The following is a 24,704-nucleotide window of genomic DNA, read 5'->3' as shown; positions in this document are numbered from 1 at the left end:
CCAAAGGTTTGAAATGCTTTTGAAAATAAAACGCTATCATATCGATTTTGACCCTCCTTCGGCACTACTGGAATATGAAGTGCCCGATGATTGCCTTACTCTGCTTGAAGCACTGAATTTCATAAAAAGCAAAAAAGACGCCTCTCTTACTTTTTCGCAAGGCTGCAGAAGCGGCGTATGCGGAAGCTGCGCTGTAAGAGTAAACGGCAAAGAAGAGCTCGCATGTGAATACAGACCCAAAGATGGCGATATAGTAGAAGCTCTGAACTATATGCCTATTATCAGGGATCTGTGTGTGGATTTTTCCAAAGGCATAGACTCTCTTAAAAGAGCAAAAGCCTGGCTGAGTGAAAAAAGCGATACTAAAGTTGACGAAAAGGGCGAAAAACTTATAGAAAAACAGAGTGACTGCATACTGTGCTCATCATGCTGGAGTTCTTGTCCTGTTTTTGAATCAAAATCCGAATTTTTAGGACCTTTTGCTCTTACCAGAAACTGGAGATATTTGGTTGATGCAAGGGAGAACCACAAAAAAGAGAAGATCGAAGCAGTCATCAACAACGGCATATGGGACTGCACTCTTTGCGGAAACTGTACAGAAGTCTGTCCACAGGGAATAGATCCAAAAAGCGATATAATGATGCTGCAGTCAAAAGCTGTACAATTCGGATATCAAAATCCAAATTTCGCAAGCTTTGGAAGCTTCGGACTGGATTTTTGATGGAGTTTCGAGATTATAACATAGAACTCTTCTCCAGCGTTCCGACAAAGATCATCGATGATATCAACCGTTTTGGCAAGATTGTCATCTACCACAAGAATATGCCCGCTATGACCAGTGACGAAACGTCGCGCTACTTCTATTTCGTTATAAAAGGACGAATCAAGGTCTACCAGTTCAACTTTGAAACCTCCAAGGAGCAAACTATAAAAATCCTTAGCCGCGGCGATATGTTCGACATAGTCGTACTTCTCGACGATAAGCCCCACGAGGTAATAACAGAGACCTACGAAGAGAGCAGGGTTTTGCAAATTCCCATCGAGATGGTACGAAGATGGATCGACGAAAATACAGAGTTTCGAAAAATAATCTTTCGCTACATTGCAAACGAGATGAGAAGTTTAGAAGAACTGGCAATCGATTTGAGTCTGCACGACACCTCCACACGTTTTATCAAGCTGCTTCTCAAACATTTTGATCCAAAGACGGCGACACTTCGCCTCATCCAAGATCTCCCTCATGAAGAGATCGCTTCACTTATCGGTACTGTTCGCCATGTGGTCAACCGCCACATACAAAAGCTAAAAAAAGATGGTTCGCTGGAAGTGGAACACAGACGTCTAAGACTGGCCGACATCTCTAAACTTATTGACCGTCTGCAGCTCAAGTGACAAGCCTCAAAACAGTCTAAATTGTAGCCATTCAAACAGTCTGCAACTAAAGTAGCTGACGAATGGCTCGTGTTAGACTAAAATAACCTGATTGAAAAAAAATATGACAGGAGGAACACACAATGAGAAAGATACTTGTCTCTTTCATAGCTGCATCTTTATTGACAGGAGGACTCTTTGCCGGTGAAGCGAGTAAAGCCGAATCCAACAAAGCAGTAGCACAAGCGAAAGAGCAGGCTCAAAAAGAGCAAAAAAAGATCAAGATCGTCAAGGAGGCTGTGGAAGCCGTAGCTCTCACCCACAAAGTACTCTTAAAACTTGAAAAAGGAGATAAAGACAAAGCGATCAAAGATCTTGAAGATGCCATCGGCAAGCTGGAAGTGGTGCTGAGTGCTCCCAATGCTCCTGCACTTATTCCTATCGACAGCGCCATTGAAATCGTCGATTATCCCGGCAGCATTCAAAATATAAAGACTGCCCTTATTGCCGCAAAAGCACTTTTAGAGGAAGACAAAGTTCAAGAAGCTAGACTTATCCTTGATACTTTACGCAGCGAGATCGTATTTAAGGTTGTCAGTCTGCCACTTGCTAGCTATCCGGCGGCACTCAAACTTGCAGCCAAATTTTTACACGAAAACCGCATCGACGAGGCCAAAAATGTCCTCAATGCCGCTTTGGCCACGTTCGTTGAGGTCAATATAATCACTCCAATCCCACTGATTCAAGCGATCCATTTAGTAGAGGCGGCACAGTCCATGGCCAACAAAAAAGATAAGAAAAAGACACTCGAATACTTGGCCGAAGCCAAATTGGCTCTCAAGAAGGCAAATGCTCTTGGATATGTTAGTGAGAGTGACACCACATATGAACAACTTGAAGAGATGATTGAAAAGGTGGAAAAAGAGGTTAAAGGCAAAAACAGAGCTATGAAACTTTTTGAGGATCTGATCGAAAAACTCAAAGAGTTCAAAGAAAAAGCAGTCAAGTCTATCAATAAATAAGGAAGGAGAAGTAATGGCAGTAGTAGGATTTCATCATCTAGAAGAGCTCTTTAGGCAAGGTGCAAGTCTAGATATCAAAAAAGGTCACGCCAAAGAGGTGACCGATATTGTGGAGCAAAAGCTCTACGATCTGCTCCTTATGGGGCAAAAAACGGCCAAATACAACGGCCGAGACGTAATCTGGAAATATGATCTTCCAATTACAAAGGGTTTGGAGGAAACCATCAATGAATTCAGGAAACTGGAGCAAGAACTAGAGATCAAAGATATTATAGATCGACTCGCCACCTATCCACCTCTTTTGGAACTGGAGGTAGAGCTCGAGAAGTTTCTGCCCGAGTTGGTAGGTGGGCTCACCCTCGTTTTGGCGCGTATAATGAAAAAAATAGAGGAAGAAAACCGTGCAGTTTCTCACGAAATGATCAAACACGCCAAAGAAATCATGGACCTAACTCTATAAAGGATCAATCATGGTCGGATACCAAAATATCAAAAACCTCAACAAAGAGGTTTTGAAGCAGTTCGCCAAGCACTCCAAGTTCGTCGGTGTGATCTTTATACTGCTCGGCTTGGTTGGGATCTTATATTCTCCAATCATGTCCGTAGCAACCGCTTACTTCGTGGCATGGCTCTTTGTTTTTAGCGGTTTTTGGGTGGCTTTTCATACCTGGAATACAGATCGCAAAGATTGGCTTGGGTGGCTTAAAGCCTTCATCTACATCCTCACAGGTATCCTTGTGTCGATCTTTCCGTTTCCGGGAGTGGCTGCTTTGGCCATTATTTTGGCGGTCTACTTCTTTTTCGACGGATTTGCCAGCTTCGCGCTGGCATATCAAATGAAAGGAGAGAAGTACTGGTGGCTTATCTTGCTCAATGGGATTCTCTCAATCGTTCTAGGAGTTCTGTTTTTGACAGGTTGGCCAGTCAACTCTTTGATCCTAGTAGGACTCTTTGTAGGTATCAGTCTCTTTTTCGATGGTATAATCTTGCTGACAATGGGCAGCTATGCTAAAAAGCTGGAAGAAGAGATAGATTCGGATAAAAAAACCTCAAATAACCAAACCGACTCCAAAGCCTGAGAAGAAAGGGTTTTCCCCCTTCTTCTTTAAATAGACAAGTAGAAGTAACTCTGAAACCTACTATTTCACAAAGTTTTCTATCTATATAAATTATAACGGCAATTTGAAAAATATATCTAATGCCGCTGTTTCATAACTTTTTTTACAAAACTTTTCTACAATCTGCAAAAAAGGCAAATAATGGAGAAGATTTTCTCTCTTTTTATCCAACATATCCGAAAGAACCGTTTTTATGAAGCTCATGAGACAGTTGAAGAGTACTGGCATACAATAAGAAAGAGTGACCATCCAGAAAAAGAGGTAATCAGGGGATTCATAAATGCCGCCGTCTCTTTTGAGCTTTTGAAAAGAGGTAAAAAGGATGGTTTTAAAAAAGTATGGAAAAACTATCTCAAACACTGCGGAAATTTGGATAAAAGCCTTCCGAATTACAAAGTTTTTGCGGATATAAAAAGAGAAGTGGAAGAAGAGAAAAGGCGTATTGAAAAGATATTTGATTCGCATTCCTGCTGAAAAAAGTCAATGCTATCTGCTTTTTCGATGCTAACCACAATATTTGATTTGAATGTTATAATAAAAATGCGAGAAAAACCAACAAAAAGAGGAGGCCATGCCCTCATTTTTTCATGAAGTGTCAAAATATTTCAATCATAAAAATGAATCTTCACCGTTTTCGGTAAAATTCAGAACTCCAAAAAGTGTAAAAACATATCTTCCGCTCTTTAAATTTATTCCTTTCGATATAAAGAACGATATACATATGTTTATTTTCAGAATCGCTGGCTGCCCGGATGCACAGGACAAAACCCTTTTCTACCCCAGAATCGTTCCCAGTGCAGGCGCCCTATACCCCACGGAACTCTATTTTCAGACAAGAGGAGTGGAGGGTTTTGCCGACGGTGTATATCATTTCGATGTTGCCAACAGAGGTGCGACGCTTCTTTACAGTATCGAAGAAGAAGGTGTAGAGCTGTTTTTCGAAGATAGAAGAGAGATAGAGGGATTTATTTTTCTATTCTCAAGCGTATATTTTCGTACAAGCCGGAAATACGGAAACAGAGGCTTTAGATATTCTCTGCTTGATGCAGGACATATGACAGGCTCTCTGGAAGCAAGCTGTTATCTTTTCAACCACGGCTATTTTCTGAGGCATACATTTGATCAGAAGGCTCTTGGGCAGGCTTTCGGATTTGGTTCATCGGAATTTTTCGTAACTTCGGCCAATGTAGGAATCCCACGCAGCAAAAGAGTCGATAAGTTTGACATGAGGCTTCCCTATATAGATCCTATCGGATACTTTGTTCCAAACGATACCATAGAAAAGGCCTTTTTGCAAACTATGAGCCTCTCGGGATGCAAAAAAGAGTACGGCTTTTTCAAAACAGAATTTCATAAAAAAAGATTTGAAGAGGCCGTTTTCTCAAGGAGATCTGTAAGAGAGTATTCAAACGAACCTCTGAAAAAGTATGAATACGAATTTATACTCAATTTTATAAAAGAACCGATACCAAATGACTGCAGTGAAAGTATAAGTCTATACTCTGTCGTAAAAAGAGTGGAAGGCTATGAACCCGGAATATACAAAAACGGTAAAATAGTCAAAAAAGGAGATTTCTCTCATCAGACAGCCTACCTTTGCCTAAATCAGCCGCAAGCAGCAGGAAGTGCCGTTATTTTCTTTTTAGCTTCAAATGGAAAAAATTATCGTCCTATGCATATAAAAGCCGGTCACATGGGCCATAGGATCTACCTCTCTTCTGAATATCTAGGTCTTGGATGCTGTGCTATGGGAGCATTTTACGACGATGAGACGGCAAAGTTTCTTGAAACTGAAGAGATGGTGCTATACTCCCTTGCGATAGGGAAAAAGTAATAATTTTATATTTGAGTGTCTGTTTAGCGCCTATTTTCTTTAAAACCCCCTTCGGAAAGCTTCATAACATAATATGAAATCATAGTTATTTGATATGGCGAAAGATTTTTAAAGCTTGGCATTATGCCAATAACGCCCTTTTTACCGTTTCTTAAAATCGCTGAAAGTGTGGGAAGATCAAAATAACGGATATTAGGTCCATGAAATTTTATACCGCTTCCATCCTCTCCATGACAATTTGCACATCCTATCTTCTGGAACAGAATTTCTCCCTTGTCTCCTTTGGGAAATCCCTGCGAAACATACCGGGCCAAAACGGCGGCTCTTTCTCTGTTTGAAACCATCGGCGGCATACTTCCAGGATATCCTTCTTTGAAGTTGTGTCCCCCTTTTTGGATATGATGCAATGCGCTTTTAAAATCGATTCTTTTTGTCAGGTCAGCAGCAAATCCGTCTCTTCCTTTTCCGTCTTCACCATGACAGAAGATACATTTGTTGTTATATAGCCTCTTTCCGAGCCTTGCAAGAAGCTCCGGATCGGAATTATCAGCTATCGATTTAAGAAGAGCCTGATATGCCCGCTCCTTTTTTAACTCCTCATCTGATAAAGACTCTCCATAAAGAAACATCGCAACCAATATACAGAAAAGAAACAGTCTTCTCAAAGCAGAGCCTTCACATTCATACTTTATAATATTTTATAATAATGAAATAAAATATGACAGCAGATTGGCAAATAGTTTGCAAAATGGATATAAAAAAACTCTGAAAAGCTAAGTAGACGATACGTAGGAATAAAAATTATTGAAGAAGTTGAAAAATATTTTAAATGGTCGGAGTGGCGGGATTTGAACCCGCGACCTCTACCACCCCAAGGTAGCACGCTAACCAGGCTGCGCCACACCCCGATATCCGATAATATTATCTGGTTTCTACTGTTTTTGCAGATGGAATTATATCATAAACTTCAAATAGATTTGCAACACATGACTCTATCATATCATATACCTTTTCAAATCCATCAAAACCGTCGAAAAAATAGGGATCAGGCACATCTTCAGAGTCGTAACCGAACTCTCCAAGTTTTACAACATCTTCTGCACCCATCCTTTTGAGATCTCGTCTGTTCTGTTCATCAAGCGCTACTATAAGGTCGAAGTTTTCAAAATCCTCTTTTTTCACCTGTCTTGCCCTGTATGAAGAGATGTCGATGCCGTTCATTTTCGCTATTTTGACCGAGTGTTCACAGGGAGGCTCTCCAACATGGTAGTCTCCTGTCCCTGCGGAGTCAGCAACAATCTGCACTCCATGACTTTGGGCGATTTTTTTGGCAATACCTTCGGCTATAGGCGATCTGCAGATATTGCCAAGGCATACAAACAGTATCTTCATCACACAGTTCCGTTTTTTGTCGGTACGAAAAGACACTCTTCAAGCTCCTGGGAAAACAATCTTCCGCTTCTTTTGACAAATTTCGTAATTATCTGTCTGCCACCTTTTTCCATAGGGGCTACAAGTACACCCCCCTCTTTCAGCTGGGAAAATATCTCCTCCGGTATTTCGGAAGCGGAAGCGGAAAAAAGTATCCTGTCATAAGGGGCAAATTCGGGCCACCCCAAAAGGCCATCACCGTATCTTGCGTTTATATTATAGATAGAAAGATCGCGAAATCTTCTTTTTGCCTCGACTATGAGTTTCTCTATTCTCTCGACCGTAAAAACCCGCCTGAAAAGCCGGCTTAAAATCGCTGCTTGATATCCGCTGCCACAACCTATCTCCAAAACACTGTCGGCACCATCGGGATTTAGATACTGAGTCATCTTTGCAACCGTAAGAGGAGAACTTATCCATTGGTTTGCGCCCATAGGAAGAGCATCCAGTTTATATGCAAGATGTTTGAAACCTGCAGGGACGAAAAGTTCTCTGTTAATATCTTCGAATGCCTTTTTTATTTTCGGTTCAAGAGGAAATACACTATCGATATCCTCTGCCATTTTTTTACATTTTGCCGCTATTATCTTTTCCAACTACAACCCTATATCCATATATTTTCTCATCTTCTTTATCTCTTTTATATCCGCAGTTTTGCAAAGAATATTTTTTCTGTCGTCTCTGTAAGGAACTCCAAAAGGTGTAATTATAGCACTGCTTTTTGCCATATCATCATTCGCACTGTCCGAAGCAGCAAGATAACACTGGTTCATAAGCGCCAGAGCTTCTGTAAGCTGCTCAAAATGTCTCTTTCTCAAAACTCCCCACATGGCTGGAACGAGTATGATATCACACCCTTTTAGCTTTTGCCAAATCTCAATAAATCTGAGCTCAAAACATATAAGAATGCCAACTTTAAACCCGTCTATCTCAAAAATCCTGATATCTTCCATTTTTCCGGCTTCAAAGTAGTCGGTCTCGCCTCCGAATTTGAAAAGCTTTACTTTTGGCTGTTCGTATAAAACTTCGCCTCTGTGCAAAACTTTGGCAAAATTGTAAAATTTTCCATCTCTTTTTTCTATCATGGTAAAAACTATGGTTCTGTTTTGGGAAAGAGGCAGAAGTTCCTTTAGGGCATGCAGGCCAAAACTGGCAGCCTCATCAAATCTCTCATACGCAAATCCGGTAAGGCATACCTCCGGTGCAACAACGATAGAATCCTCTTCGCATCTTTTTACAAGAGTTTTGAGAGTATCAAGGTTTTTTGAAAAATCATCGCCTGTTTTGAACTGCAAAACAGAGAGACTCTTTTTAGAAGTCGTCAAAGTCCAGACTCCCTTTGGAGTAGTTCGTCACGTTTCCTTCAAAAAAGTTTGTCTTCTGATCGTTGAATTTGCTGAAATCGTCCACCCATTTTATCGGATGCTCCACGTTATATATCTTCTCAAGTCCTACGGCTCTGAGTCTCTCATCTGCCAGATATTTTATATACTGCTCTATAAGCTCGTCGGTAAGCCCCAGGATTTGTCCCTGAGTGATATATTTTCCCCATGAAGATTCAAGCTCGACCGCACTTTCAAACATTTTGTACACATCATCTATAAGCTCTTTAGTAAAGAGTTCTGGTCTCTCTTTTTTGGTTGCATTTATCATGTTTTGGAAAATAAGCAGATGAGTTACCTCATCTCTTTGTATAAATCTTATCATCTGGGCAGACCCCAGCATCTTTCCGCTTCTCGCAAGCGTGTACATATACGTAAAGCCGCTGTAGAAATAGATCCCTTCAAGTATCTGGTTTGCAAACATCGCTTTTACAATGTTTTCATCATTCGGATTTTTGGAAAGATTTTCATAAACCTGTGCTATATAGTCGTTTTTCTGCTTCAGCTGAAGATCCTCTCTCCACAAATTGTATATCTCATCCGTATTTTGACTGATACTGTCGACCATAACGGCATAGCTCTGGCTGTGAAGAGCCTCTTCAAAAGCCTGTCTTACCAGAACAAGGTTTATCTCAGGGGCCGTAATAAAAGGATTTACATTATCTATAAGGTTGTTTGTCTGAAGACTATCCATAAATATCAGCTGGGCGAGAACCTTGTCATACGCCAGTTTTTCTGCGTCTGTCAGCAGCTTGTAATCTCTAGCATCCTGCGTCATATCAACCTCTTTGGGAAACCAGGTGTTTGCCAGCATCATCTCCCAAAGATTGTATGCCCATTGATATTTTATCTTGTTCAGTTCGAATATTCCGGTAGGATCTCCTCCAAAAATCTTTCTGTCGTTTACACTCTCATTAGATTCGGGATTGTAAATCTTTTTTCTGTGATATGTCACGGCGGCTCCTTTATCCATTTTGCAAAAACTTTTGCAGCTAAAAATTTTTACAAAACCGAAAATTTCGCAACTGCAATAGAGAGATTTATAATACAGAATGTATAATAATTCTTCGATAAAAAAGCAAATGTAATTTAGGGGAGCCTTATGAAGTTCGCAACTGCTTTCGGTGCATCAAAAGCATCGCCCGATTCCAAAGAGTACAATGACGGTATAAAAATAGGACGCTTTTTGTCCAAAAAAGGGTATGTCGTAAAATGCGGTGGTTATCAGGGACTTATGGAAGCTGTAAGCAGAGGTGTAAAAGAAGAAGGCGGCATCTGTATAGGGATAACTTTAAAAAAATTTGACTCCATTAGACCCCAAAATCCCTATCTGTCAAAAAGAGTCTCATGTAACAGCCTGTTTGAAAGGTTGCAGTTTTTGATAGAAGATACATCTTTGTTCATTGTACAAAACGGCAGTATAGGTACACTGAACGAACTTTTTATGGTCTGGGCAATAAAGTACGGCAATCTATCAGATTTTAGAATATGTCTCGTATCAGAGAATTATGAAGAGTTGAAACACTCCTCTTTCATAAAAAAAGAGCAGCTTGATCTTTTAGAGTTTTATAAAGATGCCGATGATTTTATCATCCGCAATCCAGACCTATAAAATCTCTTTTGCCCAGTTCTGCATCTTTTCGTTGGCTTCCGGATTGGGTGCTTCGAGAAAAGATATAACAAAACTGTTTTCTGTTTCACATACACCTATACTTCTTGGTCTGACACCTACCACATAGGGATTTGGTAACTTCTTGCCAAAACAGAAAACAATATCTTTGGCATCTTTTATCTCCGGATTTATCTCACAATCTTCAAGACTTTTTGTATGGGCAAAATGATCAAACAGGGATATAAATACCGCTTCATCATCCTCTTCTATCTTTTTTATGAAATATTTTACAATCTCATCTACGCTTTTAATATTCGTAGCACTTTTTGGAATATCTGACGTATATACCGGATATTTGTCCATAAGCATCATTTTTTTCATATTTAGCTCCTTTTAGAAAAGAGTTTTATTTTATATACTTATTACTTTCATTTGAATAAATTATTATTTTCTAGGGGTAAAAATTTTAAGCAAACGGAGTTAATACAGTATCTTAGTCCCGAAGGAGGCGGACCATCTTCAAAAACATGTCCGAGATGTGCACCGCATTTGGCACATACTACTTCCGTTCTTACCATGCCCAGGCTGGTATCAGTGTGCTCTTTTACAGAATCCTTGCCCAAAGGTTCATAAAAACTGGGCCAGCCGGAACCGCTATCGAACTTTGAGATACTATCAAACAGTGGATTTTCACAACATTTGCATATATATACTCCCTCTCTTTTTTCATTCAATAGTTCTCCGCTAAAAGGCGGTTCGGTTCCTTTTTCAAACATTACATAATATTCAAATTCATTTAGTTGGCTTTTACAATTCATACTCTATCCCCAGTATTTTTGCACTCTTTTTGTAAATTTCAAAATCTTTTTCACTGTGAGTTACAAAGACAACATCAATATCATAATCAAAATACTCTTTTATATATCTTGCCGTTGTAATTAATGCTATTTTTGAAGCAATCTCTATAGGAAATCCGTATACGCCAGTACTGATAGAAGGAAAAGCAACACTTCTCAACCCGTAAGAACGGCACAGACAAAGAGAGTTTTGATAACATTTTTGCAAAATAACCTCTTCTTCGCTCTCACCGCCTTTCCATACCGGGCCGACTGTATGTATTACCCATTTTGCCGGCAAATTATATCCGTGGGTGATCTTGGCTTCGCCTCTTTTTGCACCGCCAAGCCTTTTGCACTCATCAAGCAGTTTTGGGCCGGCAGCCCTGTGGATCGCACCGTCCACCCCTCCTCCTCCAAGAAGAGTAGGATTTGCAGCATTTACTATGGCATCTGTTTCAATTTTTGTTATATCTCCAATTGTGATTTTTATCATCTGTTCTCCTTTAAGTAACTCTATTTTATATTTTACATCACTTTTTTTGATAAAATTAAAACAAAAAAGGTGTTTTTTTGAAGAGTATTATCGCTTTATTGCTGTTTTTTACATTTCCACTATTTTCGCAAACTCTTCAAAAAGTTATAGAAAGCGTAAATCCTGGAGCAAAAATAACGCTTCCAAAAGGTGTTTTCAAAGGCCCGATTTTAATAGACAAACCCCTCATACTCGAAGGCAGCGGTTTTGACAAAACCGTCATAGAAGGAGATGGAAAAGGAAGCGTCATCACCGTAACAAGCCCCTACGTAACGATAAAGGATCTGACAGTAAGGGGCAGCGGTAGCAGAAGAGACAGACTCAACAGCGCCATAAAGATAGAAAAAGGCGACAAATGTACGATCGAAAACTGTAAAATATATGACTCACTTTTCGGTATCACATTGACACTATCCAATAACTGCCTTATCAAAGGCAACCTCATCACATCCAATGAAGACTCCATTCCCAACAGAGGAGACGGCATAAGGCTCTGGAATGCGCACAACAACAAAATCATACACAACAAAATCGAATATGTCAGAGATCTTAGCGCTATCGTATCGCATAGAAATATTTTCCAAAAAAATAGTGTCACCTATTCACGTTATGGGTTATATCTCGACCATTGCAAAGATACAAACATTACAGACAACCATTTTGGCCACAACCTCTATGGGACAGTCTGCATGGGTTCAAAAAACATCCTTATAAAAAACAACTTCTATGCCAAGACATATGGCGACAGCAGTGCCGGAATCGTACTCGGAAAAGGGAAAAAACTGAAAATTTTAAACAACACCATAACAGGCTCCGTCCAGGCCATATACATAGACAGCTCCGCAGCTGAAAAGGGTATGCAGCGCTGGATAATGCACAACAGGATTGCATTTAACAACGAAGCTTTTCATTTTCACGCCGTCATAAAAAACAACGTCATAAAGTATAACAACATAGAGGGCAATCTGGACGATGTGGTGATAAATGTAAAAGGAAAAAGCAAAAAAGAGAACGAGATTTTATTAAACTACTGGGATAGATACGAAGGGTTTGACAAAGATGGAGACGGTATTGGAGATATACCCCATATAGTGATGATATATGCCGATCAGCTGTGGCAGTTCGACCATAGACTCAAGTTTTTCTATGCCACACCCACACTCTCTTTACTCAATTTTCTTGGAAAACTGGCACCTTTCAGCGAGCCTGTACTGCTGCTTCAAGATACCAGACCGAAAATTTTCCCGTACACAGAGTGCGGAGCCATCTCTCATTGACAGCCCATACACTCCATACTTCTGTCGGCAACATCTGCTGCCACTTCGGGAGACTGACTTCTTAGATAATATGTTGATTTTAGCCCCAGTTTCCAGGCAAGCGTATATATCTCATGCAGATATTTTCCGCTCGCTTTATCTAGTCTGATGAATATATTTACACTCTGACCCTGATCTATCCATTTCTGTCTGACAGCGGCTGCTTTTATAATAATTCTTTGATCAAGATCGTACGCAGGCGTATAATACTGCCAGGTATCCGGTGACAGATTTGGAACGACAACGGGAATAAGCCCCGAGAGGTTCTCTTCAAACCATTTTCTTTTATATACCGGCTCAATCGTCTGCGTGGTTCCGGTCAAAATAGAGATGGAACTGGTGGGCGCTACTGCCATAAGATAGCCGTTTCTCATACCATCTTTTTTTACCTTTTCTCTCAGTGCGTTCCAATCATACATATAACCGAAAAGCCCTCCCCTGTCCACAAGCTTTTTTGCTTCGGCATTGGCCGTATCGATAGGCAAAATTCCCCTGCTCCATTTTGAACCTTCGAATTCGGGATATTTTCCTTTTTCAAGTGCAAGATTTGAAGACGCTTTTATCGCATTGTAGCTTATGGCTTCCATTATCTCATCTATTTTATAAAGGTGCTCTTCACTTCCCCACTCTATCTTATGCTCTGCGAGCATCTGCGCTTCGCCCATAACACCCAGGCCTATCGCTCTTGTCTTCAGATTTGTCAGCTTTACTTTCTCAAGAGGATAAAAGTTGAGATCTATTACATTATCGAGCATTCTTATCGCAACAGGAACAACTCTTTCAATATCTTCGCGGGTGTTTATTTTGCTGAGGTTTATACTTGCAAGGTTGCAGACAGCTGTCATTCCGTCCACTTTCTCTTTTTCGACGATAAAGACTTTTTTGCCTCCTATGCTGTCAAGAGCCGTGACCTTTTTGGCTTTTTTTACTATTTTGCCGTCAACTTCTATATTTTCGTCTTCATCGTAATACTCTATGCTCCCGTCTTCAAACTTTATCTTTATCTTATAATAGTTTGGCTCTGTATTTTGAAATATCTCCGTACAGAGATTTGAGCTTCTTATTATTCCGAAGTGATCGTTCGGGTTACATCTGTTTGCACTGTCTTTGAAACAGAGAAACGGACTTCCTGTCTCAAAATAGCTGAGCAGTATCTTTTTCCAGAGCTCTTTTGCTCTTATTTTCTCTTTTAAAATAGAGTCGTCTTTTTCATACTCTATATATCTTTTTTCAAACTCTTCTCCCCAAAGCTCTGTTAGATCCTGCGTCTCATAAGGGTCAAAAAGTGTCCAGATGCCGTCCTCTTCTACTCTTTTCATAAAAAGATCGTTTATCCACATTGCAGGGAAAAGGTCATGCGCCCTTCTTCTCTCTTCGCCGCTGTTTTTTTTCAGATCAAGAAAATCAAGCACATCTACATGCCACGGTTCTATATATACGGCAATGGCTCCTTTTCTGGTTCCCAATTGGTCCACCGCTATTGCTATATCATTGGCAATTTTCAAGAAAGGAACAATTCCGCCTGCGGCATTTTTATGTCCGTCTATAAAACTTCCCATTCCTCTTACTTTTGTCCAGTCCCATCCTATACCTCCGCCATATTTAGACAGAAGAGCCATCTCTTTGTAACTGTCAAATATGCCTTCTATATTATCCGGGGTGGACCCTATGTAGCAAGAACTCAGCTGATGCCTCGGAGTTCTTGCGTTTGAAAGAGTGGGAGTTGCCGCCATAACTTCAAATTTGGACAAAATGTCATAAAATTTCTTTGCCCATGTCTGGGAATCTAGCTCATTTTGGGCCAGAAACATCGCAACTGCCATAAACATATGCTGAGGAAGCTCAATAGGTCTGTTTTCCCTATCTTTTAAAAGATATCTGTCATAAAGCGTCTTAATTCCAAGATATGTAAACTGCAGGTCACGCTCGGGCTTTATATACTCATTGAGATCATCCAGATCATACTTATCTTTTAGCCCCGGCACTATACGCCCCTCTTTTTCCCCTTTTTCGAAATAATCTCTCAAATGCGGATATCCTGTAAAACCGCTTACTTTATGATATAGATCATATAAAAAGAGCCTTGCAGCAACAAATGTCCAGTTTGGTCTATCCACATCTATTTTATCAACTGCAGTTCTTATAAGTGTCTGCTGAATCTCTTCGGTAGTTATCTGGTCTCTGAACTGTATTTTTGCATCAACTTCAAGCTCGCTTTGACTTACACCTTCGAGTCCTTTTACGGCAGCATATGTGTATTTTTGAATTTTTGAGATATCAAGCGGCTCAATTCTTCCGTTTCTTTTAATAACTGTCAGCATATCTGTTTGTCCCCTTCTGCTATAAATTGAAGTGCGAAACAGTGAAACGGCAAAAAGCGCCGAACTGTTTCACAACTTCACCCCTTACTTAAATACTCTGTCAAAAATCCTGTCTACATTTTTTGTATAGTAGCTGTAGTCGAAACACTCCCTTATCTCTTCTTCGCTCATCTTTTCTCTGAGCTCTTTATCATTCAATAGATATTGCAAAAAGAGGCTCTCTCCTTTCTCATTCAGCGGAGCATGCCCTTTTTGTATCTCTTCCCATACTTTCATAGCGTTTCTCTGTACTATTTTGTACGCATCTTCACGGCTGACACCCTTTTTGGGAAGTTCCAGAAGGACCCTTTGTGAAAACACAAGCCCGCCTGTAAGGTTTAGGTTTTTCATCATATTTTCGGGATACACAACAAGATTTGCCAAAACATTGTTTAGTCTGTGAAGCATAAAGTCCGTAGTTATAAATCCGTCAGGCAGGATAAACCTCTCCACAGAAGAGTGACTGATATCTCTTTCATGCCAAAGTGCAACATTTTCCATAGCAGGTATGACATAGCTTCTTATAACTCTTGCAAGTCCTGTCAAGTTTTCGCTGAGCACCGGATTTCTTTTATGAGGCATTGCAGAGCTGCCTTTCTGCCCTTTGCTGAAGTATTCTTCCGCTTCATAGACTTCTGTTCTTTGAAAATGTCTGATATTTACGGCTATTTTTTCTACTGTTGAGGCAAGAAGTCCCAGTGCACTGAACAGCCTTGCATATCTGTCTCTTTGTATCACCTGATTTGATACCGGAGCAGGTTTTAGCCCAAGCTCTTCGCATACGTACTCTTCAAGCTCAACGGGAGCATGGGCAAAGTTTCCCATAGCTCCGCTCACTTTACCTACACTTATAACCTCAAGAGTCTCTTTCAGGTTTTCTAGATGCCTTCTCATCTCGTCATACCATATGGCAAGAACAAGACCGAATGTTATAGGCTCACCGTGAATACCGTGACTGCGTCCGACCATAAGAGTCATTTTGTGTTCAAACGCTCTTTTTTTGATGGTTTCCATAACCATCTCCACATCTTCTATAACAAGTTTCAAAGAGTCTCTCATCTGAAGTGCTACTGCCGTATCGATTGTATCGGAACTGGTCATTCCGTAATGAACCCATCTGCTCTCTTCGCCCAGACTTTCTGCAACACTCGTTAGAAATGCGATCACATCATGTTTTGTCTCTTTTTCTATTTCATCTATTCTTTTCAGGTCAAATTTTGCGTTCTTGACAATCTTTTCCATATCCTCTTTGGGAACTAGACCCAATTTGTGCCAAGCTTTTACCGCTGCTATCTCCACATCTAGCCAAGCCTGATACTTTGCCTGCATAGTCCATTTTTCAGCCATCTCTTTTCGTGAATATCTCTCTACCATAACCACCTCTTTTAATGAATAGACCTTCTTTGAATATATGCTGCAAAAAAGGTAAAATGCCTTAAAGAGGCATTTTATAAGTTGCCGCTTTATCCAAAGAGATCATTTTGATAAAATATTAACAAAAATGTCCTTAAAAAATCACAGGATTACAAAATATTTAAATATAATATTTTCTTATAAAGGATTGGGTTGGCATTTATAAAGAAGAGATTCTATATACAAAACAGACAAAAACTTTTCGGTTTTTTGATGAGAGAACTGAATATTACACAGGGGACTGCGCAGAAACTGATAGATACAGGCAGAGTATTTGTAAAGGGTACAGCAGTAAAAGACAAATCGTTGTCATTATGCGGCGAAATAGAAGTTTTGCTTTTCGAACCCTCTTCAAAAGGTCTCAAACCTATTTTCAAAACTCCGGAATTTGCCGTTTTCGACAAGCCGAGCGGTCTGATCGTGCACCCCAGAAACAGAAGAACTCCCTACTCATTGCTTGATGAGGCAAGAGCACACCTGGGATTTGAAGCAAATGTTACACACCGCATCGATATGGAAACAAGCGGCCTTTTGATAGTAAGCGCAAACAAAGAGGCTGAAACAGAAATCAAACGCGCTTTTGAAGAGAAAAAGATAAAAAAAGGATATCTTGCCCTCATAAAAGGACGATTGAAGAAGGAGCTTTTTATAGACGAACCCATAAAAAAGAACAGAGATTTTTCCACAATAAGGCTAAAAGTTCTTATAGACAAACAGGGGAAAAAAGCTCAGACTATCATAAAACCGCTGGAGTATTTCAACAACATGACTCTTGTGGAAGCGATCCCGCTGACAGGTCGTCAGCATCAGATAAGAATACATCTGTTTCACGTGAAACATCCGATAGTGGGAGATCCTATATACGGAGTGGATACAGATATCGCCATAAAATATCTTGACAAGAAACTATCCGAAAAAGAGAGGATTTTTCATACTGGTTACAAACGGCTTATGCTGCATGCAAACTGGATTGAGTTCGAATATAAAAACAGATATAAAATCTATTCGAAACAAAATTTTTTAGAAGAGTGTAAAAAAGCGGTGTATTGATGATATGAATTTAAACCCTTAAATTTTTAGTGTTCGCAAACCTTTATCTCATCAGGAAGTTCTCTTCCTTCCATAAACGCAATAAGATTTTTTAAAGATTTTTCTCTTATTCTATCCAGTGCTTCCTTTGTAAAATAAGCCATATGGGGTGTATAAAGAACATTGTCCCTTTTTATTATCTCTTTTTGTTTAAGTGCATCAACATTTTTAAAGAGCATTTTTTCACCCTCTATCACATCCAAACCGATTCCGTATATCCTATCTGAAAGAAGATCGAGTGCTTCAAGACTTATCACTTCTCCTCTGGCGGGATTTATTACTATACAGCTCTCTTTTAAAAGGGAAGCATTGTTGATGTTCAGCATATGGTATGTCTCTTTTGTCAAAGGAACAGCAAACACTATAACATCAGAATTTTTTAGAATATCTTCATATGAACTTTTTTCAATTTTAAGCTTTTTTATAAGTTCTTCGTCATAGTTTCTGGAATATACAAAGATTTTCATACCAAAACCGGAAGCGAGTTTTGCCAAATGCCTTCCTATCGTCCCAAAACCCACTATACCTATTTTCTTGGAATTAAGCTCAAATCCGAGAAGATCCTGATACTGAAAATTATAGTTTTTGGATCTTTGGACTGCTATATATGTTTTTCTCGAGATATTGAGCAGAAGAGAAAAGACAAATTCTGCTACAGCCGGACCTGCGTACCCTTTTACGTTTGATACAGCTATACGTTCTTTTGCCAAAATTGAACAGTCTATGTGATCATATCCGGTTGAGCGGGTCTGAATATATTTAAGATTGGGAAGCTTTTCTATCTCGGACTCTGTGACTTTTGAATGTACAAAAACGGATATTGCATCAAAGTCTGCAAATTCACAGTTTTTCAGGAATTCATTGAGTGTCTGTGAATAAAAGAAGCATTTTGCATTTTTTATTTTTGATTTGAAAAATCTGATATCTTCGTTTGAAACCTCAAAAAAAGCTATTTTCATTACAGGTCCTTTTTGTTTACCATTATAAAGCCGATCACTCCCACCAAGAATGTTATCCCGACAATTATAAGCATCGCATAATCAAGCAGTGTCATCTTCCCTCCGCTATCTCTTTTTCTTTAAGCTGTCCGCACGCAGCACTGATATCTAGTCCTTTTGATTCCCTTATCGTACATAATACACCGTGTTTCAACAGATACTCCTGAAACTCTTTTACACGCTTTGGATCGGGTCTTTTGTATGGCGAACCGGGATAGGGATTGAAGTAGATAAGGTTTACTTTTGCTTTTATACCGTGCAATAGTTTTACCAGTTTTTTTGCACTTTTTATATTATCATTGAGATCTTTTATCATAAGATATTCAAACATTACTCTCTTTCTCTGGTCAACAGGAAAGCCTCTTACCGCCTCCATAATCGATGAAATATTGTACGCTTTGTTTATCGGCATCAGTGTTTGACGAAGTTCATCATCCACCGCATGTAAAGATATGGCAAGAAGAACCCCCAACTTCATCTCGCCTAACTTTTTTATTTTTGAAGCTAGACCGCTTGTTGAAATTGTCTGACGGCGAGGTGATATAGACAGACCATTGGGGTCGGAAAATATCTTTACAGATTTTGCAACATTGTCGAGGTTATCCAAGGGTTCACCCATACCCATATAAACAATATTCACTCTCCTATTGGCAGCGATATCGTTATCTTTTTTTATCTCCAGAACCTGCCCTACTATCTCACCGGGAGTCAGATTTCTTACAAAACCTCCTTTGGCAGTCAGACAAAAAGAACACCCTACCTTGCATCCCACCTGAGTGGAGACACATATGGTATATTTGGCCTCTTTGATAATATTTCCTGCTTCATCTTTCTGCTCTTTTTTCATAGGCAACAAAACAGCTTCAACTGTATGCCCGTCTTTAAGACCGAAAAGATATTTTTTGCTCCCGTCTTTGCTCTGTTCCTTTTTGATTATCTGCATTGAAGATATCTCAAACTCTTCATCAAGTTTTTTTCGGAGCTCTTTTGGAATATTTGTCATATCATTAAAAGAGTCGGCATTTTTTTGATATATCCACTGATATATCTGTTTAGCCCTGAATTTAGGAGATACTATATTTTGAAGCTCTTCATTTGTATAGTCAAGAATTGTCTTTTTCACTCATACCTTTCAATCCAGGATATTTTTCATATATATATTCGTTTAAAAGTCTCATGGCTTTTCTATGGTTTCTTTTAAACTCTTTATGGGCATCAGGCCCGCAGTAGTTTGTTACGACAAATATTCCTCCACACGGAATATCAAACTCCTTTCCAACACTCATCACCGAAAAAAATTCCATATTTTCTATACCGATATTATGTTTATTAAAAAATTTCCCGACTGTCGAATCGGTAGTAATATAGTTTGAAGAGTTTACAATTGTTTCATGTGAAACATTTATTCCGTCACTTGTTATAACATTATCAATAGGTGTATAGCATCTGTCTTCAAAAAAACATATTTCGATATTCGAAGAAGCTCTGGACTCAACTATATCAAAAGGTCTGTATTCTCCGTAACTTCCTGCAGTCCCGGCAAAAATTAAAAATTCTGGTTTGTCAAGGAGAGCAAGTCTTGTAAGATTTATAGCAGAATTTATCAGCCCTATACCAACAGGATGAGCAAAAGAAAACTGTTCAATATCGCCAGCACATACAATCATAGTCTTACCGGTATCCCTTCTTTGTAAAGATATCTTTTCAGTTCCATTATATCAATCTGGCGGTAGTGAAAAATAGTTGCAGCAAGAGCAGCATCCGCACCGTTCAGGAAAGCATCTTTTATATGTTCCATTGTTCCTGCACCGCCGCTTGCTATAACAGGTATATCAACAGCCTCACTTACCGCTTTTGTAAGAGGAAGGTCATACCCGGTAGTTGTTCCGTCTGCATCCATTGATGTAAGAAGTATTTCACCTGCCCCTCTGTTATAAACCTCCTTTGCCCACTCTATAACATCTTTGCCGGTATCAATTCTTCCGCCATTTATAAAAACATTCCATCCGTCACCTGTTTTTTTTGCATCTATAGCAACAACTATACATTGGCTTCCAAATCTCTTGGCACCTTCGTCAACAAATTCCGGTCTTTTTATCGCTGCAGAATTTACACTTACTTTGTCGCATCCAACATTTAAGAGTCTGTATATATCATCAAGCTCTCTTATCCCGCCTCCCACAGTCAAAGGTATAAATACCTCTTTTGCAACTTCTTCAACAATATGAACAATAGTATCTCTGTTTTCATGTGTTGCTGTAATATCAAGAAATGTTATCTCGTCAGCACCCTCTTCATTATATCTTTTGGCAACCTCAACCGGGTCACCCGCATCTCTGAGTCCGACAAAATTAACTCCCTTTACAACTCTGCCGTCTTTTACATCAAGACACGGTATAATTCTTTTTGCAAAATATTCTTTCATTGCTTCCCTGATCCTCTTTTTTTAACTAATGAAATTATACTACTACTATTGCTATAATGCAAAAAAGAGATTATAATAACAACCTAAATATCAAAATTATCTAAATGTAAGAAAAAATTATGTATCATCAGGGGTAGACAAGGAGAAAGTATCGAGCATAAGGCCAAAAAACAGTTTGGACAAAATTTTCTGAAAGACAGCGCAGTACTTGAAAAGATCATCGAATCGATGCCCAAAACCAAAAACAAGATTGTTGAAATTGGGCCTGGATTAGGTGATTTAACACAGAAGCTATTAAGCCAGAAGGATGTGATAGCTTTTGAGATCGATAGAGATTTGTGTGCTATCCTCAAAAAAAAGTTTGAAAAAGAGATTGAAAAAAAGAAATTGACACTCATCTGTGAGGATGCACTGAATCATTGGAAAGAAAAACTGATAGACGAAGCGTATGATCTGGTTGCAAACCTACCCTATTACGTTGCGACAACTATAATTTTAAGGGCTTTAAAAGACCCCAATTGTAAAAATATAGTTGTTATGATACAAAAAGAGGTAGCACAAAAGTTTGCAGCCAAAAGCGGGGAGAGGGAGTTTTCTTCTTTGGCAGTTCTTGCACAAAGCGCCGGAGAAGCAAAAATTCTTTTTGATGTGGGACCGGAATCATTTGAACCAAAACCTAAAGTGACATCAGCGGTTCTGTTGATTAAAAAAAAGAGGAGTTTGAGAGACTCCATGTTTGAAAAGTTTTTAAAAACCGCTTTCAAACAACCCCGTAAAACGCTTCTTAAAAATCTGTCAGCCGGCTATAATAAAGAGATATTGAAAAATACATTTGAAAAAGCCGGTATCGAACCAACTATACGACCTCATCAAGCTACCACATCCATCTATCACCGGTTATACAATTTTCTGGAAAAAAGGACGATAGATGGAAGAGAAAAACAATCAAGCGCAGAATAATCAAAAACAGAACGATTTAAAACCTGCACAAAACAAACCTGCAAAGCAGCAGTACAAACAAAAAAAATCTCTTGGATGGTACAGAGATATAAAAAAAGCCATTGAGGCAAATGAAAGAGTACAAAAAAATAGACTCTCTAATGAACCAAAATATCCAATCAATACAAAAAGCAGAATAAAAATAACGCCTCTTGGCGGACTGGGTGAAATCGGAGGCAATATAACTGTAATAGAAACGGAAAAGAGTGCCATTATCATTGATGTTGGCATGAGTTTTCCCACTGAAGATATGCACGGCGTGGATATACTCGTACCCGATTTCACTTATCTCAGACAGATAAAAGACAAAATTGCAGGAATCATCATAACCCATGCCCATGAAGACCATATAGGAGCAGTACCATATCTATTTAAAGAGATGCAATTTCCTGTATACGGAACACCGCTTCCACTTGGTATGATCGCAAACAAATTTGACGAGCATAACTTGAGAAGCTTTAAAAATCTGTTCAGATACGTAGAGAAGAGGAAACCTATAAAAATAGGAGATTTTGAAGTTGAATGGATACATATCACTCACTCTATAATAGACGCTTCTGCTCTTGCTATCAGCACGGAAGCAGGAACTATTATACACACTGGAGATTTCAAAATTGACCACACCCCTATCGACGGTTATCCTACCGATCTGCACAGACTCGCTCATTACGGCGAAAAAGGTGTACTTGCACTTCTTAGCGACAGCACCAATTCTCACAATGAAGGAATTACAAAAAGCGAAAGCACGGTTGGCCCTACTTTTGACCTCCTTTTTGCAAGAGCAAAAGGAAGAGTCATCATGTCCACCTTCTCATCAAATATTCACAGGGTATATCAGGCGATTGAACACGGCATAAAATATGGAAGAAAAGTATGCGTCATCGGACGATCAATGGAGAGAAACCTTGAGACAACGATGCAACTTGGATATATAAAACTTCCGCAAAACATCTTTATAGATGCTCATGAGATAGGCAAATACAGTGACAACGAGATTCTCATTGTAACAACAGGCAGCCAGGGCGAAACTATGAGTGCACTGTATAGAATGGCAACCAATGAACACAGACACGTAAAAATAAAACCTAGCGATACGATAATAATTTCTGCAAAAGCGATTCCAGGAAATGAGAGAAGCGTCTCTTCCGTTATAAACTTTTTGCAAAAATGCGGCGCTACAGTAGCATATCAGGACTTCAGTGAAATACATGTCTCAGGTCATGCGGCACAGGAAGAGCAAAAGTTGATGTTGAGGCTTACAAAACCCAAATTCTTTCTGCCTGTCCACGGAGAATATAACCACCTGACGAAACATAAAGAGACAGCTGTTAAATGCGGAATACCTGAAAAAAACATATTCCTTATGCAAGACGGCGACCAGATTGAACTGACTCCGAAATATATTAAAAAAGTAAAAAGTATAAGAACCGGAAAAACCTATATAGACAATCAGATAAATCAGGAAATCGAAAGCGACGTTGTTATTGATAGGCAGAAAATGGCAACGGAAGGTATCGTAATGATAGTTGCCCAAATTTCGGAAAATGACAGAAAACTTATCTCAAAACCGAAAGTTTCAAGTTTTGGACTTGTAGCGGACAAATATGACAAAGAGTTTGCAAAAGAGATAGAAGAGGTAATAGAACACTTTTTGCAAAATATGAAACCCGAACTCATCTCTGCACCCAGAAGACTGGAAAACGAACTGAGACAGGCAGTAAGAAAACATATATTCAGAAAAATGAAAAAATATCCAACAATAGTCCCGACTATATTTATAATGTGAGGCGTGTAAAAAAACGACAATAATTTGTCGTTTTTAGCGCCGCAAGCCGATACCGATGTTTGGAGCGTAGCGACGAACCGGCAGACGGCAGTTAACCGATAAATAAACATGAAAGATATGTGGGCATGTTGGTATTAGTGTGAGTGTGGGTGTGAGTGTGGGTGTGAGTGTTGGTATAAAACCAATCACGAATCAAAAAGAGAAGGCAAAACAATGGATTTTGTAAAAATAGCCAAAGATGTACTTCAGACAGAAGCGGACGCTTTAATCGACTCAAAGAACAGAATCGGAGAGAACATCAATGAAGCGGTAAAAACCATATCATCAATCAAAGGTAAACTTATCGTTACGGGTGTGGGTAAAAGCGGTCTTGTAGGGGCAAAAATAGCCGCCACTCTTGCAAGTACAGGAACACCTAGCTTTTTTATACACCCTACTGAAGCTCTTCACGGCGATTTGGGGATGATAGGAAAAGAAGATGCCGTTTTGGCTATCAGTTACAGCGGCGAAAGCGAAGAGCTTATCAAAATACTTCCTCATATAAAGAGATTTGATATTCCATTGATTGCCATGGCAAAGTCAAAAGATTCTACCCTGGGCAGATATAGCGATATATTTATTTCTATCAAAGTTGAAAAAGAGGCTTGTCCGCTTGATGCCGCCCCTACCTCTTCCACTACCCTCACTATGGCTCTGGGAGATGCTATTGCTGTATGCCTTATGAAAAAAAGAGGTTTCAAAAAAGAGGATTTTGCAACTTTTCATCCGGGAGGAAGTCTCGGTAAGAGGCTTTTTATAAAGATAAAAGATCTGATGAGAAAAGAGAACCTTCCGGTTATTAGCGAAAATGCAAAACTCAAAGACGCTGTTGTAGCTATTAGCGAAGGAAGACTCGGAAACGTCCTCATTACGGACAAAAACGGATCTTTAAAAGCTGTTTTAAGCGACGGTGACCTTAGGCGTGCACTTATGAAAGAGGATTTTTCCTTGGAAGAAAAAGCAATAAAATACGCAAACCTGAATCCGAAAATATGCAAAGACGAAAACATTCTTGCCAGCGACGCGCTCAAAATTATAGAAGATCATAAAATACAGATGCTTGTAATTACAGATGAAAATGATAAAATATCAGGTGTGCTCCATATTCATGACCTTGTTGAAGCGGGGATAAAATAGC

Annotated in this window: 27 protein-coding genes and 1 tRNA gene; 13 read left to right on the top strand and 15 right to left on the bottom strand. The window is 39.3% G+C overall.

The genetic code is table 11. From position 1 onward, the window contains the following. The first annotated feature begins 13 nt into the window (after window positions 1-13). The 7 genes from EPR_RS00320 (at window position 14) to EPR_RS00290 (ending at window position 5,345) form a co-directional block, all read left to right on the top strand. Window positions 14-721 (top strand): succinate dehydrogenase/fumarate reductase iron-sulfur subunit, encoded by a 708-nt coding sequence (locus tag EPR_RS00320; protein ID WP_200762972.1) that lies wholly within the window; start codon window positions 14-16, stop codon window positions 719-721. After that, window positions 721-1,392, top strand: coding sequence for a Crp/Fnr family transcriptional regulator (locus EPR_RS00315; RefSeq protein ID WP_200762971.1), 672 nt, complete (start codon window positions 721-723; stop codon window positions 1,390-1,392). The genes EPR_RS00320 and EPR_RS00315 overlap by 1 nt, the downstream gene beginning before the upstream one ends. 122 nt (window positions 1,393-1,514) lie before the next feature. Continuing rightward, a complete protein-coding gene (locus EPR_RS00310; RefSeq protein WP_200762970.1) occupies window positions 1,515-2,393 on the top strand; it encodes a YfdX family protein in 879 nt (292 codons plus the stop codon). A gap of 13 nt (window positions 2,394-2,406) precedes the next feature. Continuing rightward, a complete protein-coding gene (locus EPR_RS00305) occupies window positions 2,407-2,853 on the top strand; it encodes a DUF1931 family protein (RefSeq protein ID WP_200762969.1) in 447 nt (148 codons plus the stop codon). 10 nt (window positions 2,854-2,863) lie between these two features. After that, entirely contained in the window at window positions 2,864-3,472 is a 609-nt protein-coding gene (locus tag EPR_RS00300; protein ID WP_200762968.1) for an HdeD family acid-resistance protein, read from the top strand. 180 nt (window positions 3,473-3,652) lie between these two features. Further along, on the top strand, window positions 3,653-3,985 hold the full coding sequence (locus EPR_RS00295) for a DUF309 domain-containing protein (protein ID WP_200762967.1): 333 nt from the start codon (window positions 3,653-3,655) through the stop codon (window positions 3,983-3,985). 97 nt (window positions 3,986-4,082) lie between these two features. Next, entirely contained in the window at window positions 4,083-5,345 is a 1,263-nt protein-coding gene (locus tag EPR_RS00290) for a SagB/ThcOx family dehydrogenase (protein WP_200762966.1), read from the top strand. 23 nt (window positions 5,346-5,368) lie between these two features. On the opposite strand, the gene EPR_RS00285 is transcribed toward EPR_RS00290, so the two are convergent. The 6 genes from EPR_RS00285 to EPR_RS00260 form a co-directional block, all read right to left on the bottom strand. Next, window positions 5,369-6,010, bottom strand: coding sequence for a c-type cytochrome (locus EPR_RS00285; RefSeq protein WP_200762965.1), 642 nt, complete (start codon window positions 6,008-6,010; stop codon window positions 5,369-5,371). Window positions 6,011-6,175: 165 nt separating this feature from the next. Beyond that, a tRNA-Pro gene (locus EPR_RS00280) sits at window positions 6,176-6,253 on the bottom strand. 13 nt (window positions 6,254-6,266) lie between these two features. Further along, window positions 6,267-6,737, bottom strand: a complete 471-nt coding sequence (locus EPR_RS00275) for a low molecular weight protein-tyrosine-phosphatase (RefSeq protein WP_200762964.1) — start codon at window positions 6,735-6,737, stop codon at window positions 6,267-6,269. After that, a complete protein-coding gene (locus tag EPR_RS00270) occupies window positions 6,737-7,372 on the bottom strand; it encodes a protein-L-isoaspartate(D-aspartate) O-methyltransferase (RefSeq protein ID WP_234697138.1) in 636 nt (211 codons plus the stop codon). The genes EPR_RS00275 and EPR_RS00270 overlap by 1 nt, the downstream gene beginning before the upstream one ends. Next, on the bottom strand, window positions 7,373-8,101 hold the full coding sequence (locus EPR_RS00265) for a carbon-nitrogen hydrolase family protein (RefSeq protein WP_200762963.1): 729 nt from the start codon (window positions 8,099-8,101) through the stop codon (window positions 7,373-7,375). Next, complete coding sequence (locus tag EPR_RS00260) at window positions 8,088-9,131, bottom strand: ribonucleotide-diphosphate reductase subunit beta (RefSeq protein WP_420827460.1); 1,044 nt, start codon at window positions 9,129-9,131, stop codon at window positions 8,088-8,090. The genes EPR_RS00265 and EPR_RS00260 overlap by 14 nt, the downstream gene beginning before the upstream one ends. 129 nt (window positions 9,132-9,260) lie before the next feature. Here EPR_RS00260 and EPR_RS00255 point away from each other — a divergent pair, with 129 nt between their 5' ends. Then, window positions 9,261-9,770 carry an LOG family protein gene (locus tag EPR_RS00255; RefSeq protein WP_200762961.1) on the top strand — a complete coding sequence of 170 codons (510 nt, stop codon included), beginning with the start codon at window positions 9,261-9,263 and terminating at the stop codon, window positions 9,768-9,770. Here the strand turns inward: EPR_RS00255 and EPR_RS00250 are convergent. Genes EPR_RS00250 through EPR_RS00240 form a run of 3 tightly spaced genes read right to left on the bottom strand, consistent with a single transcriptional unit; the run spans window position 9,765 to window position 11,102 of the window. Continuing rightward, window positions 9,765-10,151: a DUF6858 family protein gene (locus tag EPR_RS00250; protein WP_200762960.1), complete on the bottom strand. Its 387-nt coding sequence runs from the start codon at window positions 10,149-10,151 to the stop codon at window positions 9,765-9,767. The genes EPR_RS00255 and EPR_RS00250 overlap by 6 nt on opposite strands. A 47-nt stretch (window positions 10,152-10,198) precedes the next feature. After that, window positions 10,199-10,588 carry a peptide-methionine (R)-S-oxide reductase MsrB gene (msrB, locus tag EPR_RS00245; protein WP_200762959.1) on the bottom strand — a complete coding sequence of 130 codons (390 nt, stop codon included), beginning with the start codon at window positions 10,586-10,588 and terminating at the stop codon, window positions 10,199-10,201. Continuing rightward, complete coding sequence (locus tag EPR_RS00240; protein ID WP_200762958.1) at window positions 10,578-11,102, bottom strand: O-acetyl-ADP-ribose deacetylase; 525 nt, start codon at window positions 11,100-11,102, stop codon at window positions 10,578-10,580. The genes msrB and EPR_RS00240 overlap by 11 nt, the downstream gene beginning before the upstream one ends. A gap of 77 nt (window positions 11,103-11,179) precedes the next feature. Here EPR_RS00240 and nosD point away from each other — a divergent pair, with 77 nt between their 5' ends. Next, window positions 11,180-12,418, top strand: a complete 1,239-nt coding sequence (gene nosD / locus EPR_RS00235) for a nitrous oxide reductase family maturation protein NosD (RefSeq protein ID WP_200762957.1) — start codon at window positions 11,180-11,182, stop codon at window positions 12,416-12,418. Here nosD and EPR_RS00230 read toward each other — a convergent pair. Both EPR_RS00230 and purB read right to left on the bottom strand, forming a co-directional pair. Next, window positions 12,412-14,778: a ribonucleoside-diphosphate reductase subunit alpha gene (locus EPR_RS00230; protein WP_200762956.1), complete on the bottom strand. Its 2,367-nt coding sequence runs from the start codon at window positions 14,776-14,778 to the stop codon at window positions 12,412-12,414. The two genes, nosD and EPR_RS00230, sit on opposite strands and share 7 nt — an antisense overlap. Before the next feature lie 84 nt (window positions 14,779-14,862). Further along, on the bottom strand, window positions 14,863-16,191 hold the full coding sequence (gene purB, locus EPR_RS00225; protein WP_200762955.1) for an adenylosuccinate lyase: 1,329 nt from the start codon (window positions 16,189-16,191) through the stop codon (window positions 14,863-14,865). Between the two features lie 192 nt (window positions 16,192-16,383). Between purB and EPR_RS00220 the strand changes: the two genes are divergently transcribed. Further along, the gene (locus tag EPR_RS00220; protein ID WP_234697137.1) at window positions 16,384-17,280 is read left to right on the top strand and encodes an RluA family pseudouridine synthase; all 897 of its coding nucleotides are present in this window, start codon (window positions 16,384-16,386) and stop codon (window positions 17,278-17,280) included. A 26-nt stretch (window positions 17,281-17,306) separates the two neighbouring features. Here EPR_RS00220 and EPR_RS00215 read toward each other — a convergent pair whose 3' ends face one another. The 4 genes from EPR_RS00215 to hisF all read right to left on the bottom strand — a co-directional run bounded on the left by EPR_RS00215 (window position 17,307) and on the right by hisF (window position 20,742). Beyond that, window positions 17,307-18,278, bottom strand: a complete 972-nt coding sequence (locus EPR_RS00215) for an NAD(P)-dependent oxidoreductase (protein ID WP_200762954.1) — start codon at window positions 18,276-18,278, stop codon at window positions 17,307-17,309. Between the two features lie 91 nt (window positions 18,279-18,369). Beyond that, on the bottom strand, window positions 18,370-19,440 hold the full coding sequence (gene rlmN / locus EPR_RS00210) for a dual-specificity RNA methyltransferase RlmN (RefSeq protein WP_200762953.1): 1,071 nt from the start codon (window positions 19,438-19,440) through the stop codon (window positions 18,370-18,372). After that, window positions 19,421-19,984: a phosphorylase family protein gene (locus EPR_RS00205; protein WP_200762952.1), complete on the bottom strand. Its 564-nt coding sequence runs from the start codon at window positions 19,982-19,984 to the stop codon at window positions 19,421-19,423. The genes rlmN and EPR_RS00205 overlap by 20 nt, the downstream gene beginning before the upstream one ends. After that, on the bottom strand, window positions 19,981-20,742 hold the full coding sequence (gene hisF, locus EPR_RS00200) for an imidazole glycerol phosphate synthase subunit HisF (RefSeq protein ID WP_200762951.1): 762 nt from the start codon (window positions 20,740-20,742) through the stop codon (window positions 19,981-19,983). The genes EPR_RS00205 and hisF overlap by 4 nt, the downstream gene beginning before the upstream one ends. Window positions 20,743-20,865: 123 nt before the next feature. On the opposite strand from hisF, the gene rsmA reads away from it, so the two are divergent. From rsmA to EPR_RS00185, 3 genes are all read left to right on the top strand, one after another. Beyond that, window positions 20,866-21,702 (top strand): 16S rRNA (adenine(1518)-N(6)/adenine(1519)-N(6))-dimethyltransferase RsmA, encoded by an 837-nt coding sequence (rsmA, locus tag EPR_RS00195; protein ID WP_338037308.1) that lies wholly within the window; start codon window positions 20,866-20,868, stop codon window positions 21,700-21,702. Next, on the top strand, window positions 21,671-23,527 hold the full coding sequence (locus tag EPR_RS00190; RefSeq protein ID WP_200762950.1) for a ribonuclease J: 1,857 nt from the start codon (window positions 21,671-21,673) through the stop codon (window positions 23,525-23,527). Before rsmA ends, EPR_RS00190 begins: the two co-directional genes overlap by 32 nt. 213 nt (window positions 23,528-23,740) lie before the next feature. After that, the gene (locus EPR_RS00185) at window positions 23,741-24,703 is read left to right on the top strand and encodes a KpsF/GutQ family sugar-phosphate isomerase (protein ID WP_200762949.1); all 963 of its coding nucleotides are present in this window, start codon (window positions 23,741-23,743) and stop codon (window positions 24,701-24,703) included. Window position 24,704 lies beyond the last annotated feature (1 nt).

Source organism: Nitrosophilus alvini (assembly GCF_015100395.1).
In the GTDB taxonomy this organism is placed as follows: Bacteria; Campylobacterota; Campylobacteria; order Campylobacterales; family Nitratiruptoraceae; genus Nitrosophilus; species Nitrosophilus alvini.
Note: the sequence above shows the minus strand (reverse complement) of the source record. Positions and strands in the feature narration are given on the sequence as shown.

Bases quoted from the DNA above. Each gene is read 5' to 3' on its own strand.
- EPR_RS00185 (WP_200762949.1), top strand. From the start codon at position 23,741: ATGGATTTTGTAAAAATAGCCAAAGATGTACTTCAGACAGAAGCGGAC.
- EPR_RS00290 (WP_200762966.1), top strand. From the start codon at position 4,083: ATGCCCTCATTTTTTCATGAAGTGTCAAAATATTTCAATCATAAAAAT.
- EPR_RS00255 (WP_200762961.1), top strand. From the start codon at position 9,261: ATGAAGTTCGCAACTGCTTTCGGTGCATCAAAAGCATCGCCCGATTCC.
- EPR_RS00315 (WP_200762971.1), top strand. From the start codon at position 721: ATGGAGTTTCGAGATTATAACATAGAACTCTTCTCCAGCGTTCCGACA.
- purB (WP_200762955.1), bottom strand. From the start codon at position 16,191: ATGGTAGAGAGATATTCACGAAAAGAGATGGCTGAAAAATGGACTATG.
- EPR_RS00305 (WP_200762969.1), top strand. From the start codon at position 2,407: ATGGCAGTAGTAGGATTTCATCATCTAGAAGAGCTCTTTAGGCAAGGT.
- hisF (WP_200762951.1), bottom strand. From the start codon at position 20,742: ATGAAAGAATATTTTGCAAAAAGAATTATACCGTGTCTTGATGTAAAA.
- EPR_RS00320 (WP_200762972.1), top strand. From the start codon at position 14: ATGCTTTTGAAAATAAAACGCTATCATATCGATTTTGACCCTCCTTCG.
- EPR_RS00250 (WP_200762960.1), bottom strand. From the start codon at position 10,151: ATGAAAAAAATGATGCTTATGGACAAATATCCGGTATATACGTCAGAT.
- EPR_RS00275 (WP_200762964.1), bottom strand. From the start codon at position 6,737: ATGAAGATACTGTTTGTATGCCTTGGCAATATCTGCAGATCGCCTATA.
- EPR_RS00230 (WP_200762956.1), bottom strand. From the start codon at position 14,778: ATGCTGACAGTTATTAAAAGAAACGGAAGAATTGAGCCGCTTGATATC.
- EPR_RS00205 (WP_200762952.1), bottom strand. From the start codon at position 19,984: ATGATTGTATGTGCTGGCGATATTGAACAGTTTTCTTTTGCTCATCCT.
- EPR_RS00300 (WP_200762968.1), top strand. From the start codon at position 2,864: ATGGTCGGATACCAAAATATCAAAAACCTCAACAAAGAGGTTTTGAAG.
- EPR_RS00190 (WP_200762950.1), top strand. From the start codon at position 21,671: ATGGAAGAGAAAAACAATCAAGCGCAGAATAATCAAAAACAGAACGAT.
- EPR_RS00295 (WP_200762967.1), top strand. From the start codon at position 3,653: ATGGAGAAGATTTTCTCTCTTTTTATCCAACATATCCGAAAGAACCGT.
- msrB (WP_200762959.1), bottom strand. From the start codon at position 10,588: ATGAATTGTAAAAGCCAACTAAATGAATTTGAATATTATGTAATGTTT.
- EPR_RS00215 (WP_200762954.1), bottom strand. From the start codon at position 18,278: ATGAAAATAGCTTTTTTTGAGGTTTCAAACGAAGATATCAGATTTTTC.
- EPR_RS00240 (WP_200762958.1), bottom strand. From the start codon at position 11,102: ATGATAAAAATCACAATTGGAGATATAACAAAAATTGAAACAGATGCC.
- EPR_RS00310 (WP_200762970.1), top strand. From the start codon at position 1,515: ATGAGAAAGATACTTGTCTCTTTCATAGCTGCATCTTTATTGACAGGA.
- EPR_RS00260 (WP_420827460.1), bottom strand. From the start codon at position 9,131: ATGGATAAAGGAGCCGCCGTGACATATCACAGAAAAAAGATTTACAAT.